Source organism: Xanthomonas vasicola, assembly GCF_000772705.2.
Classification (GTDB): Bacteria; Pseudomonadota; Gammaproteobacteria; order Xanthomonadales; family Xanthomonadaceae; genus Xanthomonas; species Xanthomonas vasicola.
The window spans coordinates 148,365-164,667 of record NZ_JSBW02000041.1 but is presented as its reverse complement, the minus strand read 5'-3'; the positions used below and the strand labels follow the sequence as shown (position 1 = coordinate 164,667).

The following is a 16,303-nucleotide window of genomic DNA, read 5'->3' as shown; positions in this document are numbered from 1 at the left end:
GCGCTGGCTGCTGCGCTGGATCGCGTTTTTGCGTGCCTGGATGCGGGCGATGGAATGGCCATCCTTTAGCCACGTGCCGCTGTCACAGACGGCACGGGGCGCTTGAAGGGGATTTTTCAGGGACAACTCACTACTCGCGGGACACGCCGTAACCCTTCCCTGGGGCTCGATTGCAGCATCCATGCCGCCAACGGTCCCGCAATCGGCGAGGACACCGCGCCAGACAGTTCCTGGCTGCTTTATTGAAAGCTCTACACACCGACCACCTTGACTGGTCCTTGCCCACTCACCGTCGCGGGACCCTTGGCCGCATGGATGCCGCCAAGGAGCATACAAGGACGTACTTGCAGCGTGTCCTGCGATGGTGGGCGGGCAAGGGCCCTGCAGCAAAGCCGCAGACACAGCCAGCATTGCAGACGACGCAGTTAACGATCATTGGCTCAGCGTTGTCAGGCACCTATCCACACAGCGGTATCAGAGCGATAGAGACTTAGAGTCCAAAGCGCCGGCGGTCACGCCTGTAACTTTTTATCGACCGGCTAGCCTGCGCAAAGCGGCGCTGCGATCTGCCAGAATCGGCGTCTTGTTCCCGGATGCCGATCAACGATGACTGCCGCCGCGCCGCTCGCCACGCCCACCAATTCACCTGCGCGCGTGCTGTTCGCCAGCTTGATCGGCACCACCATCGAGTTCTTCGATTTCTACATCTATGCCACCGCAGCAGTGCTGGTGTTTCCGACCCTGTTCTTTCCCGCCGGCGATGGCAGTGCGGCGATGCTGCAGTCGTTGGCCACATTTGCAGTGGCGTTTGTTGCGCGGCCGGTAGGCTCGGCGGTGTTCGGTCATTTCGGCGATCGGGTCGGGCGCAAGGCCACACTGGTGGCAGCGCTGCTGACGATGGGCCTTTCGACGGTGGCGATCGGCGTGCTGCCCAGTTACGCGCAGATTGGTGTATTTGCGCCCGCATTGCTGGCGTTATGCCGCTTCGGCCAGGGGTTGGGCCTGGGCGGCGAATGGGGCGGGGCGGTGCTGCTGGCCACCGAGAATGCGCCGCCTGGCAAGCGCGTTTGGTACGGCATGTTTCCGCAACTGGGTGGGCCTCTGGGGTTTCTGTTGTCCACCGGCACCTTTCTGGGCATGGGCGCCGTGCTGGACGATGCGCAGTTCATGCAGTGGGGCTGGCGCGTGCCGTTTTTGGCCAGCGCGTTGCTGGTGCTGACGGGGCTGTGGGTGCGCCTGAGCATCACCGAGACGCCGGATTTCCAGAAGACGCTGGACCGCAAGACGCGCGTGAAGTTGCCGCTGGGCACGGTGGTGTCGCAGCATTGGCCGGCACTGATCATCGGCACGCTGGGCGCGTTCGCCACCTTCGTGCTGTTCTATCTGATGACGGTGTTCGCACTGGGCTACGGCACCAAGACGCTGGGCTACGACAAGGAACAATTCCTGTTGTTGCAGATGGCCGGCATCGTATTTTTCGCGCTGGGCATTCCGCTGTCGGCCAAGTTCGGTGACCGCCACGGTGCGCCGCTGGCAATGATGTTGGCCAGCATTGTCATCGTGGCCTTCGGCCTGGCATTTGCGCCGCTATTTCAGGCCAACCACCCGTTACAGGTGCTGGCATTCCTGTCGCTGGGGTTTTTCTTCATGGGGCTGACCTACGGCCCCTGCGGCACCCTGCTGGCCGAGCTGTATCCCACCGAGGTGCGCTACACCGGCGCATCGTTGTCGTTCAATCTGGCCAGTATTCTTGGCGCGGCACCGGCGCCGTATGTGGCCACGCAGCTGGCGGCCAGCTATGGCGTGCAATCGGTGGGGTATTACCTGGGCGGCGCCGCGGTGCTGAGCCTGGTCGCGCTGGTGGTGGCGCGGCGCTGGCGCCGTTGATCGCAGGTGACAGCGGGCACACCAGCGTGCGGATCGGGTAGCAACGCGTTGGCGCTGGATCAAGCTGAGGCGATCGCGCATGAGGGTGCTGTGGCAGCGCCGTGATCATGTCCACGTTGCCTTAGTGATCATGATCTACGACATCCAAGATCGTCCTACCACATCAAGCAGCGCCATCGGAGCAGCTTGCCCGGCGCGATGGGCGCACTGCAAACCGCATGTGTCGGGCGTGCGTTGATTTGAGCCAACATATGTAGTCAAGCGCGTCGTCTGCAACTGCCTGCTAGGCCAGCAGATGACGGAAGGATCAGCCTGCCAGACGCACCTGGTTACGCCCGCCGGCCTTGGCCAGATACAGGTGTTTGTCTGCTTCGTTCAACAGGTAATGCAACGACTGGTCGCTTTCGCTGGCGATGCACACGCCGATGCTCACCGTCATGCTGAGCGTCTCTTCGCCCACGCGCACGCGCAGGGCGCTGATGCGTTCACGCAGTGTCTCGAAATAGGTGGTGGCGTTGGCCGCATCCAGGCCCGGCACCAGCAGGCAGAATTCTTCGCCGCCGAAGCGCGCCACCAGATCCTGCGGCCTTGCATGCCCGGAGACCGAAGCGGCCACCGCACGCAACGCCTGGTCGCCGGCTTCGTGGCCCCAGGTGTCGTTGATGTGTTTGAAGTGGTCGATATCCACCATCGCCGCGGTCACCGTCTGGTCCTCCAACAGCAGCTTGGGAATGACCCGTTGGCTTTGTTCCAGAAAATAGCGCCGGTTGGGCAGGCCGGTGAGGAAGTCGCGGGTGGCCAGATCCTGCAGCGTGCCGACCAGTTCCAGCTGGTCCACGTTCTGCGACACGCGGCAGAAGAATTCTTCGCGCGAAAACGGCTTGCGCAGGAAATCGTTGGCGCCATTCTTCAAAAAGCGCGGGATCAGCGATGAATCGCTGTTACCGGAAATACCAATCACCGCCACCTTGTCGCGCGAGCGGATCGCACGCAGCCGGCGGGTGAATTCCACGCCATCCATCCCGGGCATTTCCTGGTCGACGATGGTCAGACGAATATCGGGGTCATGTTCGATCGCTTCCAGCCCGGCAGCGCCGTCGGCCGCCAGCACCACGCGGTAGCCGTACATCGACAGCAGCGCGCCGGCATAGGTGCGTGCAGACAGCGAGTCGTCCACCACCAGTGCGGCGATGCGGCGATTGCGCTCCAGGCGCTGCACCAGCCAGGCCAGGTATTCGATGCTGCCCGGTGCATTTTTCAAGACGTAATCGATGATCTGCTGCTGCAGCACGCGCTGGCGCAGATCTTCGTCGTACACACCGCTGACCACCACGGTGGGTAGTTTGCGCGAAAGAAAGAATTCCACGACCTTGTCGCGGTCGCCATCCACCAGCACCAGGCCGGTCAGAACCAGGAACCAGCCGTCCTCTTCGTCCAAGACCCGCGCGGCTTCGGCCAGGGTCGAGACGACTGTGACCGCAAGTTCCACGCGTTGCTCAATGGCTTCGCGCAGCATGCTCGTGAATGTGCGCGAGTTCTCTACCAACAGCACGCGCTGCGGCAAGACTGCATTTTCACTATTGTGATGTAAGGTACCTGGTGACATCGGCTTGCCGTCTGGATCGAACTGTCAGGTAAGCTAACGGCCCTGCCCGTCAAAACTTGAGCACCGCGTTCCAGAGCGTGCCGATCACCACAGCGCATCGCGCAGCCGATACCAGCTCATCGCCGCTACCAGCAGCGGGGTGCGCAGCCGCTGCCCGCCTGGGAATGGACGGTGCGGAATGCGTTCGAACACGTCCAGGCGCCGGCTCTGGCCGGCGATGGCCTCGGCGATGACCTGGCCGGCCAGGCCGGTGGCAGCCACCCCGTGGCCGGAGAAGCCCTGCGCGAAGTACAGGTTGGGTGTCAGACGGCCCCAGTGCGGTGCACGGTTGCGCGAGATGTCCACGTAGCCGCCCCACAGGGTTTCCAGCGGCACGCCGTGCAGCTGCGGAAATACCGTGTGCATGCGCTGGGTCATCAGGCGCTGCAGGCCCGCGGGCGGACGCGAGGAGTAGCTGGCACGCCCGCCGAACAGCAGGCGGTGGTCGGCACTGAGCCGGTAGTAATCCAGTGCCCAATTGGTGTCGGCCACCGCCATGTCGTTGGCAATCAGGGCGCGTGCGCGCGCTTCGCCCAGGGGCGGCGTCGCGCCGACGTAGGTGCCGACCGGCATGATGCGCTGCTCCAGCGTCGGGGCGATGCCGTGCAGCAGGGCATTGCCGGCGATGACGCCGAAGCCGGCGGTGACGCTGCCGTGGGCGGTGTGCATGACCACGCGCGTGCCGGGCTGCTGCTTCGTCACGGCCGAGTCTTCGTAGATGCGCACGCCGGCGGCCAGCGCGGCACGGGCCAGGCCCAGTGCATAGGACAGCGGATGCAGATGGCCGCTGGCAGGGTCGAACATGGCGCCTTGATACAGCGGGCTGTCCAGCACCTGACGGGTGCGCGCGCGGTCCCACCATTCCAGCGGGTAGCCGTAGCGCTCGGCCATGCGCACGATGCCGTTCTGCAGCGCCCGCACCTGACGTGGCTTCAGCGGCACATGGGCATGGCCGTCGCGCCAGTCGCAGGCGATGGCGTGGCGGGCGATGCGCGCGCGCAGCAGGCGCATGCCGTCGCGGGAGAAATCGAATAGCAGGCGTGCATCGTCGTTGCCGACCAGCGCTTCCAGCGTTTCCTGCTCACACCCATAGCCCACGATGGCCTGGCCGCCATTGCGCCCGGATGCACCCCAGCCCACGCGTCGGGCTTCCAGCACGATGACGGAGTAACCAGCCTCTGCCAGCGCCAGCGCGGCGGTCAGGCCGGTATAGCCGCCGCCGAGGATGCAGACATCGGCATGCCCGTCGCCTTGCAGGCGAGGCTGCTGGGGCAGGGCAGGCGTGCTGCGCGCGTACCAGCTGTCCGGATAGCTGGTGTCCGGTGGATCGCGCTGCGGCGGGGGCGCGTGCGGGCGAGCCATCACACGGTGCGCAGGTACCGCGCGTAATCCAGGTCGGGCACCAGCGCCTGGTAGTCGAGCAACTCGCGTTGTTTTTGCTGGCCGAACACATGCTGAAACTGCGTACCGAACTGCTCGCCGACAAAGTCGCTGCCGAGGAACGCATCCACCGCGGCTTGCCAGGTGCGCGGCTTGAACACCGACTGCGCATACGCATTGCCGCTGATGGGCGCAGTGGGTTCGGCTGGCTTGCGCAGGCCGTCCAGCATCGCGGCCAGCACGGCTGCGGCGGCCAGATACGGATTGGCATCGGCCCCGGCAATGCGGTGCTCGATACGGGTGTTATGCGCATCGCTATGCGGGATGCGCAGCGCCACGGTGCGATTGTTGAAACCCCAACTCGCGTCCAGCGGCACGAAGGCATTACTGACGAAGCGCCGATAGCTGTTGGCATGCGGCGCAAATATCAGGAGCGAGGCATCGGCATGCCGCTGCAGCCCGGCAATGGCGTGGCGGAGCGGGTCTGCAGGCGCGTTGGCAGCGCTGGCCAGCACGTTGTGCCCGGCGCCATCGAGCAGGCTCACATGCAGATGCAGCCCGCTGCCGGCCTGGCCGGGGAAGGGCTTGGCCATGAAGCTGGCAAGCTTGCCCTGCTGCTGCGCAATCGCTTTGATGGTGCGCTTGAGCAGGATCGCCTCATCGCAGGCGGCCACCGCATCGGCACGATGTTGCAGATTGATTTCGAACTGGCCGGGCGCGTATTCGGCCACGGCGGTGTCGGCCGGAATGCCTTGCTGCCTGCAGGCTGCGGTGACGGCATCGGTGAAGCCGCGTTGGTCGTCCAGATCCTGCAGCGAATACACCTGGGTGCTGTCGTTGCGTTCGCCGGTGAGCGGGTCGCGCGGTGTCTGCGGGCGCCCCTGCGCATCGGCCACCGCATCGAAGAGATAGAACTCCAGCTCCACGGCAATCACCGGGGTCAGGCCGAGCGCCTTAAATCCCTGCAACACGCGCTGCAACACCGCACGCGGGGCAACCTCGAACAGACCGCCTTCGGGGGTATGCATCGCCAGCAGCAACTGCGCCATCGGCCGTGGCGCCCATGGCACCGGGCGTAGCGTACCTTCAAGTGGCCGGCAGAGACGGTCGGCATCGCCGATGGCGTAGCCAAGCCCGGTTTCTTCCACGGTGTTGCCGGTGATGTCGGTGGCGATCAGCGACATCGGCAGGCACACGCCATCGCGATAAACCTTGCTCAGTGTATCGGCGGTCACACGCTTGCCGCGCAGCACGCCGTTGGTGTCGGGCAATAACAGATCGACTGCTTCGCAGCCGACGATCTGCGCCAAGGTGTCGGCATCGGCAGCGGGCAGGGACGCGATGGAGTTCTCGGAAGCCATGGGCAACACCTGCGAAGTCGCCGCGCAGAGTAGCAAAGCGCACGTGAGCAATCGCAAGCGCAGCGGCGCGCTTGGCAATGCCGGCGATGGCGCGCTAAGTTCGACCGTATCGACGTTTACCTCCACCGCATCGGATTCTTGCGCATGGCTGTCGTTCCGCTGGTCGGCCTGCCGACCGATCGCATCTTGCAAGGGGCGCATCCGTTTCTGGCCGCGGGCGAGAAATACATCCGCGCAGTGGCCGAGGCCGCCGGAGCGATGCCGGTGCTGTTGCCCAGTCTGCAGCCGTCGTTGGAGGCAAGCGTGTGGCTGGAGCGGCTGGATGGGCTGCTGTTGACCGGCGCGGTCAGCAATGTCGAGCCGCACCACTACAGCGATGAGCCCAGCTGGCAAGGCAACCCGCACGACCCGGCGCGCGATGCCACCACCCTTGGGCTGATCCCGCAGGCACTGGCACGCGGACTGCCGGTGCTGGCGATCTGCCGCGGCTTGCAGGAGGTCAACGTGGCCTTGGGCGGGCGCCTGCATCAGCGGGTGCAGGCGGTGCCCGGCCTGGCCGACCACCGCGAAGACCGCAAGGCACCCTTGGACACGCAATACGGCCAGGCGCACGTGGTGCATCTATCTCCTGACGGCTGGTTGGCCGGCATGAACGACAGCGCGCAGGTGTGGGTGAATTCGCTGCACGGGCAGGGCATTGCCGCGCTGGCCGAGGGGCTGTTGGTCGAGGCTACCGCGCCGGATGGTTTGATCGAAGCCTTTCGAGGGCCCGGCCCAGGCTTTTTGCTGGCGGTGCAGTGGCATCCGGAATGGCGTGTCACACAGCATCCGTTCTACCGTGCCATCTTTCAGGCCTTCGGCGAGGCCTGTCGCCAATACGCCGCGGAACGCGGCAAGTGAGGTTGTATGTCCATCCGCACACGTTCGCGCAAAGCCACGCCCAAGCAGCCAGAGAGCGCACTGCGCCGCTGGCTTAAAGAGCGCAGCATCACCGAGGTGGAATGCCTGGTGCCGGATATCACCGGCAACGCGCGCGGCAAGATCATTCCGGCCGACAAGTTCTCGCACGATTACGGCACGCGCCTGCCCGAAGGCATCTTCGCCACCACCGTCACCGGCGATTTCCCGGACGACTATTACGAACTGACCTCGCCCTCGGATTCGGACATGCATCTGCGCCCGGATGCCAGCACCGTTCGCATGGTGCCGTGGGCGGCAGACCCTACTGCGCAGGTCATCCACGATTGCTATACCAAAGATGGCGAGCCGCACGAACTTGCCCCACGCAATGTGCTGCGCCGCGTGCTGGATGCCTATGCGCAGGTCAAGCTGCAACCGGTAGTGGCGCCGGAACTGGAATTCTTTCTGGTACAGAAGAACACCGACCCCGACTTTCCGTTATTGCCGCCGGCAGGCCGCTCGGGTCGCCCGGAAACGGCGCGGCAGTCGTATTCGATCGACGCAGTCAACGAGTTCGACCCGATCCTGGACCTGATGTACGACTATTGCGATGCGATGGAACTGGACGTGGATACCTTGATCCACGAATCCGGCGCTGCGCAGCTGGAAGTCAACTTCACCCATGCCGATGCGCTGTCGCGTGCGGACCAGGTTTTCCTGTTCAAACGCACCATGCGTGAGGCTGCGCTGCGGCACGGCGTGTACGCCACCTTCCTGGCAAAACCAATGGAAACCGAGCCCGGCAGTGCGATGCATATTCACCAGAGCCTGCTGCATGCCGGCACTGGTAAGAACGTGTTCAGCGGCAAGCGCGAGGGCGGCTTCAGCGATACCTTCGCGCATTATCTGGGCGGCCTGCAGAAATACATTCCGATGGCGATGGGGCTGCTGGCACCGAACGTCAATTCGTATCGCCGGCTGATGTTTGGCGAAGTCTCGCCAAGCAATGTGCTGTGGGGTTTCGACAACCGCACCTGCGGGCTGCGGGTGCCGATCGATGCACCGCAGAACATCCGGGTGGAAAGTCGCTTCGCCGGCTCCGATGCCAACCCGTATCTGGCGATGGCGGCGACGCTGGCGTGCGGATTATTGGGCATTCGCGAAAAGCTCGAACCCACCGCGCCGATCAGCAGCAATGGCAAGGAGCAGGGCTACGATTTGCCGCGTTCGCTGGGCGAAGCGTTGGATGAGCTGGAAGGCTGCGATGCGTTGCAGGAGATATTGGGGCAGCGTTTTGTGCGTGCCTATATTTCGGTGAAGCGGAAGGAGTACGAGACGTTCTTTCGGGTGATCAGTTCGTGGGAACGGGAGTTTTTGTTGTTGAATGTGTGAGGAGTTCTTGCGCCGCGCCGCGTTCCCTTCTCCCGCCGGGACATTGTCCCCCTTTATGGGAGAGAAGGTGCCCCAAGGGCCGATGGGGGTACGGTGTCCGGTTTCTTTTGATGTCTGAGAGCGCTTGTCGATAGCACTTCGACTTTGCGGCGAAGTCTCGATTTTCCGCTGCGCTATAGCGCCAGTCGAGCGCAGACAATGCAACGCAGAGCAATGCCAGGCAGTGCGCGCGGTGTCAGGCACGCAGCAGATCGCGACTGTCACGTCTCATGCCATCCACGAGGCCGCAACACAGGACGGGTATGCTTGTAACTCCCCACACGCGGAGCAGGTCATGGATCCTTCTGTGCTCAGCGCGTTGCAGCAGCTCGACGCTGCCCATCATCTGCATCCGTTCAACGACAACGCGGTATTGGCGCAGAAGGGTACACGCATTCTGACCCGTGGTGAGGGCGTGTATGTCTGGGATGCCGATGGCAACCAATTGCTCGATGCGTTCGGTGGCTTGTGGTGCGTCAATATCGGCTACGGGCGCAAGGAACTGGCGCAGGCCGCGGCGCGGCAGATGGAGCAGTTGGCGTATTACAACAGCTTCTTTCAGTGCACCACCGAACCCACCATCCAGCTGGCTGCGAAACTAGCGGAATTGGTACCCGGCGATTTGAATCATGCGTTCTTCGCCAATTCGGGGTCGGAGGCTAACGACACCATTCTGCGGTTGGTGCGACATTTCTGGGCGGTGCAGGGGCAGCCGCAAAAACGCATCTTCATCGGTCGACATGATGGTTATCACGGCACCACCGTGGCCGGTGCCAGCCTGGGTGGCATGAAGGGCATGCACACGCAGGGCGGGTTGCCGATTGCCGATATCCACCACATCGCGCCGCCGTATCACTTCGGCGATGGCGGCGAGATGGATCCGGAGGAATACGGGCTGCTGGCGGCGCGTCGTCTGGAAGACAAGATTCTGCAGCTCGGGCCGGAAAATGTGGCCGCGTTTATTGGCGAGCCGATCATGGGCGCGATCGGCGTATATCTCCCGCCGCGCAGTTACTGGCCGGAAATCGAGCGCCTTTGCCGGCACTACGATGTGCTGCTGGTCGCCGATGAAGTGATCTGCGGGTTCGGGCGCACTGGCGAGTGGTTCGGCGCGGAGTATTTCGGCTTCCAGCCCGACGTGATGACGCTGGCCAAAGGCATCACCTCCGGCTACATCCCGCTGGCGGCAGCGATGTTCAACGACCGCGTGGCCGGTGTGCTCAAGACCCAAGGCGGTGAACTGGCGCACGGAGGCACGTACGCCGGGCACCCGGTGTGCGCGGCGGTGGCGTTGGAGAATCTGCGGCTGCTGCAGGATGAAGGCATTGTCGAAACTGCGCGCACGCAGGTTGCGCCGTACCTGGCGCAGCGCTGGGCCGCGTTAGGCGAGCACCGGCTGGTTGGCGAGGCGCGCATTGCCGGGCTGGTCGGCGCGCTGGAGCTGGTGCCGGACAAGCAGCGTCGCGGCGTGTATTTCCCGGGGCGTGGGCGTGTGGGAGCGATGTGCCGCGATTTCGCCCTGCGGCGCGGGCTAATCCTGCGCGCAACCTACGATGCCATGTTGCTGTCGCCGCCGTTGATCATCACCCGCGAGCAGGTGGACGAGTTGTTCGACAAAGCCTGGGCTGCGCTGGAGGACACCGCGCAGGCGCTGGGCAGATAACGCGACGCGCACGCACCGAGAGCACTGCTGGGGAAATGGAAGAGATCGGTGACTCCATGCGCGAGCATCGGCGCAATCCAGCAGCTGCCGCGCCCGCCAAGCGGCGATGTCCGCCTGTGCCAGTCCCGGCTGCGCTGGGCAAACCCGGGCGCGGTGAGTAGGCTGGGGCAAGGCCGGCTTCGCCACCGGCCGCCCACATCGCGCTGCCCCGGAGACCCACATGACGCTGCGACTGCTCGCCCTGACGCTGTCCATCACCCTGTTGTCCGGCTGTGGCGGCAGTGGCGCGCCCGGCAAGACCGCTGCGCAGGCCAAGGTGCTTAACGTCTACAACTATTCGGATTACATCGCCGAAGACACCATTCCAACGTTCGAAAAGAGCACCGGCATCAAGGTGACCTATGACGTGTTCGACAGCGACGAGATGGTGGAAACGAAGTTGCTGGCCGGCGGTAGTGATTACGACGTTGTGGTGCCCACGCTGAACTTCTTCGGCCGGCAGATTCAGGCTGGCGTCTTCCTGCCGCTGGACAAGAGCAAGATCCCCAATCTGGTCAATCTGGATCCGGACGTGATGCGCCGCATTGCAGCGCAGGATCCGAACAATGCCTATGGCGTGCCGTACATGATCGGTACTACCGGTATTGGCTATAACGTCGACAAACTCAAGGCGATCTTCGGCAGCACCGATGTTGCCAACAGCTGGGATCTGGTGTTCAAGCCGGAGAATCTGTCCAAGCTCAAGGATTGCGGAGTGACCATTCTGGACACGCCCTCGGACATGATTCCGATCGCGCTCAATTATCTCGGGCTCGATCCGCACAGCACCGCGCCGGCCGAGATCGAAAAAGCTGCCGCGCTGATCAAGACCATTCGCCCGTATGTGCAGAACTTCCACTCCAGCCAGTACGTGACCTCGCTGGCCAACGGCAACACCTGCCTGGCGGTGGGCTGGTCGGGCGACATCATCCAGGCGCGCGACCGCGCAGTGGAAGCCGGCAACAATATCAAGGTGGCGTACGCCATTCCGAAGGAAGGCGCGCCGCAGTGGTTCGACATGTTGGCCATCCCGAAGGACGCCAAGCACCCGGACAACGCCTACGCCTTGATCAATTATCTGTTGAAGCCGGACGTGGCCGCGGCCAATACCAACTTCATCCATTACGCCAACCCCGTGCGCACCGCCACGCCGCTGGTGGATGCCGCAATCCGTAACGACCCCACCATCTATCCGCCGCCAGAAGTGACCGCCAAGATGTTTACCTACGCGATCAATCCGCCGGATGTGGACAGGCTGTACACGCGGCTGTGGACCGAGATCAAGACCGGTCGTTGAGCCGGCGCGTACGGAGTGCGCGACAGAACGCTGCGCTGCGTAGCGAGGCGCTCGTCCGGCATCGACCTCTAACAGTTCAGACATATTGCGCCGCGCGGCTTAGAGCGATGGCCGCTTGCTCAGGTGACCATCAGTCCATATGCCACCCGATCGGCTCGTCACGTAAGCTGTACTGGGCGGTACAAATAATTGTATGGTTGCGCCGCCTTCGCTGAAGCCGCTGATCTGGCAGACGCATGGCGTGCCTCGCCAATCACACAGGACGCATCCTTTGAGCAATCACGACCATCAGTCCAATGACGGCCAGTCTTCGGCCACGGATGCGCAGGGTGCCGGCGCGCGCGACGAGCAGGAGGCGCCCAAGCCCTCGCCGTTGAAGAACCCCAAGGTGAAGTGGACGCTGATCCTGGTCGGGGTGCTGGTGCTGATCTTGCTGGTGGTGTGGCTGGCCTATTACCTGATCAAGGGCCGCTACATGCAGCAGACCAATAACGCCTATCTGCAGGCCGATTCGGTGGCCGTGGCGCCGCGTGTCAGCGGTTACGTGACCAAGGTGCTGGTGAGCGACAACCAGATCGTGGAGGCCGGCCAGCCGCTGCTGCAGATCGACGATCGCACCTATCAGGCCACCTTGCAGCAAGCCGAAGCCGCAATTGCTGCGCGTCAGGCCGATATCGTCGCTGCCACCGCCAATGTCTCCGCGCAGGAATCGGCGTTGTTGCAGGCGCGTACCCAGGTCACCGCAGCGGCTGCTAGCCTCAAGTTCGCTCAGGCCGAAGTGAAGCGCTTTGCGCCGTTGGCCGCCTCCGGCGCTGATACCCACGAGCACCAGGAAAGCCTGCAGCACGATCTTGCTCGCGCACGCGCCCAGTACGACGCTGCGCAGGCGCAGGCCAAGGCCGGCGAAAGCCAGATCCAGGCCAGCCGCGCGCAGCTGGAGCAGGCGCAGGCGGGCGTGAAGCAGGCCACCGCCGACGCCGACCAGGCACGCGTGGCGGTGGAAGACACCCGTCTGACCAGCCGCATCCACGGCCGGGTCGGCGACAAGACCGTGCAGGTAGGCCAGTTCCTTGGCGCCGGCACCCGCACCATGACCATCGTGCCGCAGGAATCGCTGTATCTGGTCGCCAATTTCAAGGAAACCCAGGTCGGCCTGATGCGCCCCGGCCAGCCGGCCGAAATCGAGGTCGATGCGCTGTCTGGCGTTAAGCTGCACGGCAAGGTCGAGAGCCTGTCGCCGGGCACCGGCTCGCAGTTCGCGTTGCTGCCGCCGGAAAACGCCACCGGCAACTTCACCAAGGTGGTGCAGCGCGTGCCGGTGCGCATTCGCGTGCTGGCCGGCGACGAGGCGCGCAAGGTGCTGGTGCCGGGCATGTCGGTGGAAGTTACCGTCGACACGCGCTCGGCCAAGGACGCCAAGCAGCGTGCCGAAGAGGAATCCGACCGCGTGCAGGAGCAGGAGCGCGCGCGATGAGTGCAACTGCCGCCACCGGCCCGCATGCCGGCGGTAGCGCCCAGCGCGAGAAGGCCGAGCCGGGTGCCTGGTTGGCGGTGCTGGCCGGCACCATCGGCTCGTTCATGGCGACGCTGGATATTTCCATCGTCAATGCCGCGCTGCCCACCATCCAGGGCGAAGTCGGCGCCAGCGGCACCGAAGGCACCTGGATCTCCACCGCGTATCTGGTCGCCGAGATCATCATGATCCCGCTGACCGGTTGGTTCGTGCGCACGCTGGGCCTGCGCAACTTTTTGCTGATCTGCGCGGTGATGTTCACCGCGTTTTCGGTGGTGTGCGGGCTATCGACGTCGTTGACGATGATGATCATCGGGCGCGTGGGGCAGGGTCTGGCCGGTGGTGCCTTGATTCCGACTGCGTTGACCATCGTGGCCACGCGGCTACCGCCGAGCCAGCAGACCATGGGCACGGCGCTGTTCGGCATGACCGTGATCATGGGCCCAGTGGTCGGCCCGCTGCTCGGTGGCTGGCTCACCGAAAACGTCAGCTGGCACTACGCGTTTTTCATCAACGTGCCGATCTGCGTTGGTCTGGTCGCATTGCTCCTGCTCGGCCTCACGCATGAGAAAGGCGACTGGGCCGGCCTGCTCAATGCTGATTGGTTAGGCATCTATGGGCTGACTGCCGGTCTTGGCGGGCTGACTGTGGTGCTGGAAGAAGGCCAGCGCGAGCGTTGGTTCGAGTCCAGCGAGATCAATACGCTGAGCCTGATTGCGCTGAGCGGATTCATCGCCTTGGTGATCAGTCAATTTCGGCGCCGGCCTCCGGTGATCCGGCTGTCGCTGCTGGTGCATCGCAGCTTCGGCGCGGTCTTCATTATGGTGATGGCGGTGGGCATGATCCTGTTCGGCGTCATGTACATGATTCCGCAGTTCCTGGCGGTGATCTCCGGCTACAACACCGAGCAGGCTGGCTATGTGCTGCTACTGTCCGGGCTGCCGACCGTGCTGCTGATGCCGATGATGCCCAAGCTGCTGGAAACGGTGGACGTGCGCATTCTGGTGATTGCCGGGTTGATCTGTTTTGCCGCTGCCTGCTTCGCCAATCTGACGCTGACCGCCGACACCGTGGGCACGCATTTTGTTGCCGGGCAGTTGCTGCAGGGATGCGGCCTGGCGCTGGCAATGATGTCGCTCAATCAGGCGGCGATTTCGTCGGTTCCGCCGAAACTGGCAGGCGATGCCTCCGGCTTGTTCAATGCCGGCCGCAACCTGGGCGGCTCGGTCGGTCTGGCGCTGATCTCCACCTTTCAGGAGCGCCGCATGACCTTCCACACCGAAACCATCGGCAGCGCCGTCACTGCCAATTCGTCGCGTGCGCAGGATTTTCTGGCTGGGATCACTGCACAGATGCAGGCCAGCGCCGGCGGCGAGGCGGCCATTCGCTCGGTCGCGCAGCTGGCCCGGTTGGTGCAGCAGCAGGCCCTGGTAATGACCTATAGCGATCTGTTCTGGATCTTCGGCGTGATCGTGGTCTGCACGATTCCGCTGGCCTTTTTGCTCAAGCCGTTACCCAAGGGGGCGCACCTTGCAATGCACTGATTCCATGCGCCTGATCCGCATGCCGCTGGCGGTGGCGTTGAGCACGCTGCTGCTCGGCGGCTGCATGCTCGGCCCCAACTACACCAAGCCGCCGGCCGTAGCCGATGCGGCGATACAGGCGCCGGCGCTGCATCGCGCCAGTGGTGCGGATGTGGTCGCCGCCGCACCGTTGAACCATTGGTGGGAAGAACTGCACGACCCGACCCTCACCCAGTTGGTCACCCAGGCATTGGCCGACAGCCCCAACTTGCGCGCCGCGCAGGCGCGGTTACGCGCCAACCGCGCGCTGGCGCAGCAACGCCGCGCCGAGCGCTTGCCTAAGCTCAATGCCAGCGCGCTATATGCCTACGCCGAGCCGCCGCAGACCATCGTCGATACGCTGGGTGGGCTGCAGCAACAAGGCCAGCCCGGCCAGTCACCGGCTGCCGGCAACCAGGCGCTGGATCTGGAAAAGGCCCAGATCTACAGCGCCGGTTTCGATGCGAGCTGGGAGCTGGATTTCTTCGGCCGCCGCCGCCGCGCCGCCGAAGGTGCGTTGGCACAGGCGCAAGCCTCCGAGGCCGAGCTGGCCGATGCGCAAGTGCAGCTGGCCGCCGAAGTCGGGCAGGTCTACCTCAACTACCGCGGCTTGCAGGCCCGCCTGGCGATTGCCGATGCCAACCTGGGCAAGATCCGCCAGACCTTGCAGTTGGTGCAGCAACGTCGTGGGCAGGGCGCCGCGTCGGACCTGCAGGTCGAGCAGATCGCCACTCAGGTGCAGCAGCAGGAAGCGCAGCGCCTGCCGTTGGAAATGCAATCGCAGGAAGCGCTGGACCAGCTGGCGCTGATGGTCGGACGCGAGCCTGGCGCGCTGGATGCGCAGCTGGCTACGCCGCAGCCGCTGCCGATGTTGCCCACCCAGGTGCGCGTGGACGATGCCGGCGCGCTGATCCGCCGGCGCCCGGACGTGCGCAAGGCCGAGCGTGAGCTGGCCGCGTCCAGTGCGCAGATCGGCGAGGCCTTGAACGGCTATTTCCCGCAGGTCAGTCTGCTGGGCGGATTGAGTTGGGTCGCCGGCTCGCCGAGCGATTTCAACTCCGATGCGCTGACCACGTTGGCCGTGCCGATGCTGCGCTGGTCGATCTTCGATTTCGGCAAGACCCGCGCGCAGGTGGAGCAGGCGCGCGCCGGCAATGCCGGTCGTGCGGCGGCGTACGAAGGTACGGTGTTGGCTGCGTTGCAGGATGCCAATTCGGCGTTGGCGCGCTTCGGTTCAGCACGCAAGCAGCTGGTGGTCGCGCGCCAGGCCGAAGCCTCGGCCACGCGCTCGGCCGGGCTGATGCAGCAACGTCGCGATGCCGGCGCCACCTCATCCATCGATGTGCTGGATGTACAGCGCCAGCAGTTGTCGGCACAGGACGCCGCCGCGCAGGCGCAGGTGCAATTGCTGGTGAACTACGTCGCCCTGCAGAAGAGTTTGGGATTGGGTTGGAGCGAGCAGGCGCAGGGCGCGCGCTGAGCGCCGCTAGCAACGCAACTGCGCAACTGCCAGGCGACCGTGGCAGTTGCGCGGCGGATTCAAGCACAGTGCCGCGCTCGCGTTTTGCCACGATGGTCGTCGGTCGCTGTGTTGGCAGCCTGCATTGGGAAGAATGAGAGGTTCG

The 16,303-nt window shown here is 64.3% G+C and carries 11 protein-coding genes; 8 read left to right on the top strand and 3 right to left on the bottom strand.

The features are described from left to right. Positions 1–606: 606 nt before the first annotated feature. On the top strand, positions 607–1,887 hold the full coding sequence (locus tag NX05_RS11775; RefSeq protein ID WP_039434510.1) for an MFS transporter: 1,281 nt from the start codon (positions 607–609) through the stop codon (positions 1,885–1,887). Positions 1,888–2,194: 307 nt separating this feature from the next. Here NX05_RS11775 and NX05_RS11770 read toward each other — a convergent pair whose 3' ends face one another. The 3 genes from NX05_RS11770 to NX05_RS11760 form a co-directional block, all read right to left on the bottom strand. Further along, positions 2,195–3,493, bottom strand: coding sequence for a diguanylate cyclase (locus NX05_RS11770; RefSeq protein WP_017112538.1), 1,299 nt, complete (start codon positions 3,491–3,493; stop codon positions 2,195–2,197). Between the two features lie 84 nt (positions 3,494–3,577). Beyond that, positions 3,578–4,897 (bottom strand): NAD(P)/FAD-dependent oxidoreductase, encoded by a 1,320-nt coding sequence (locus NX05_RS11765; protein ID WP_170962535.1) that lies wholly within the window; start codon positions 4,895–4,897, stop codon positions 3,578–3,580. Further along, positions 4,894–6,273 (bottom strand): glutamine synthetase family protein, encoded by a 1,380-nt coding sequence (locus NX05_RS11760; RefSeq protein WP_039434515.1) that lies wholly within the window; start codon positions 6,271–6,273, stop codon positions 4,894–4,896. Before NX05_RS11760 ends, NX05_RS11765 begins: the two co-directional genes overlap by 4 nt. A 144-nt stretch (positions 6,274–6,417) precedes the next feature. On the opposite strand from NX05_RS11760, the gene NX05_RS11755 reads away from it, so the two are divergent. The 7 genes from NX05_RS11755 (at position 6,418) to NX05_RS11725 (ending at position 16,158) form a co-directional block, all read left to right on the top strand. Next, positions 6,418–7,173: a gamma-glutamyl-gamma-aminobutyrate hydrolase family protein gene (locus NX05_RS11755; protein ID WP_039434518.1), complete on the top strand. Its 756-nt coding sequence runs from the start codon at positions 6,418–6,420 to the stop codon at positions 7,171–7,173. 6 nt (positions 7,174–7,179) lie between these two features. Beyond that, on the top strand, positions 7,180–8,565 hold the full coding sequence (locus NX05_RS11750; protein ID WP_010382481.1) for a glutamine synthetase family protein: 1,386 nt from the start codon (positions 7,180–7,182) through the stop codon (positions 8,563–8,565). Between the two features lie 334 nt (positions 8,566–8,899). Beyond that, the gene (locus NX05_RS11745) at positions 8,900–10,267 is read left to right on the top strand and encodes an aspartate aminotransferase family protein (RefSeq protein WP_039434521.1); all 1,368 of its coding nucleotides are present in this window, start codon (positions 8,900–8,902) and stop codon (positions 10,265–10,267) included. Positions 10,268–10,487: 220 nt separating this feature from the next. Beyond that, positions 10,488–11,603, top strand: a complete 1,116-nt coding sequence (locus tag NX05_RS11740; protein ID WP_010382478.1) for a polyamine ABC transporter substrate-binding protein — start codon at positions 10,488–10,490, stop codon at positions 11,601–11,603. A 271-nt stretch (positions 11,604–11,874) separates the two neighbouring features. Further along, complete coding sequence (locus tag NX05_RS11735) at positions 11,875–13,077, top strand: HlyD family secretion protein (protein ID WP_039434523.1); 1,203 nt, start codon at positions 11,875–11,877, stop codon at positions 13,075–13,077. Beyond that, complete coding sequence (locus NX05_RS11730; RefSeq protein WP_039434527.1) at positions 13,074–14,660, top strand: MDR family MFS transporter; 1,587 nt, start codon at positions 13,074–13,076, stop codon at positions 14,658–14,660. Before NX05_RS11735 ends, NX05_RS11730 begins: the two co-directional genes overlap by 4 nt. A 4-nt stretch (positions 14,661–14,664) precedes the next feature. Continuing rightward, positions 14,665–16,158: an efflux transporter outer membrane subunit gene (locus tag NX05_RS11725; RefSeq protein WP_039434530.1), complete on the top strand. Its 1,494-nt coding sequence runs from the start codon at positions 14,665–14,667 to the stop codon at positions 16,156–16,158. Positions 16,159–16,303: the final 145 nt, after the last annotated feature.

Excerpts from the sequence above, each read along its gene's own strand:
- NX05_RS11770 (WP_017112538.1), bottom strand. The coding sequence starts at position 3,493 with ATGTCACCAGGTACCTTACATCACAATAGTGAAAATGCAGTCTTGCCG.
- NX05_RS11725 (WP_039434530.1), top strand. The coding sequence starts at position 14,665 with ATGCGCCTGATCCGCATGCCGCTGGCGGTGGCGTTGAGCACGCTGCTG.
- NX05_RS11750 (WP_010382481.1), top strand. The coding sequence starts at position 7,180 with ATGTCCATCCGCACACGTTCGCGCAAAGCCACGCCCAAGCAGCCAGAG.
- NX05_RS11755 (WP_039434518.1), top strand. The coding sequence starts at position 6,418 with ATGGCTGTCGTTCCGCTGGTCGGCCTGCCGACCGATCGCATCTTGCAA.
- NX05_RS11760 (WP_039434515.1), bottom strand. The coding sequence starts at position 6,273 with ATGGCTTCCGAGAACTCCATCGCGTCCCTGCCCGCTGCCGATGCCGAC.
- NX05_RS11775 (WP_039434510.1), top strand. The coding sequence starts at position 607 with ATGACTGCCGCCGCGCCGCTCGCCACGCCCACCAATTCACCTGCGCGC.
- NX05_RS11740 (WP_010382478.1), top strand. The coding sequence starts at position 10,488 with ATGACGCTGCGACTGCTCGCCCTGACGCTGTCCATCACCCTGTTGTCC.
- NX05_RS11745 (WP_039434521.1), top strand. The coding sequence starts at position 8,900 with ATGGATCCTTCTGTGCTCAGCGCGTTGCAGCAGCTCGACGCTGCCCAT.
- NX05_RS11730 (WP_039434527.1), top strand. The coding sequence starts at position 13,074 with ATGAGTGCAACTGCCGCCACCGGCCCGCATGCCGGCGGTAGCGCCCAG.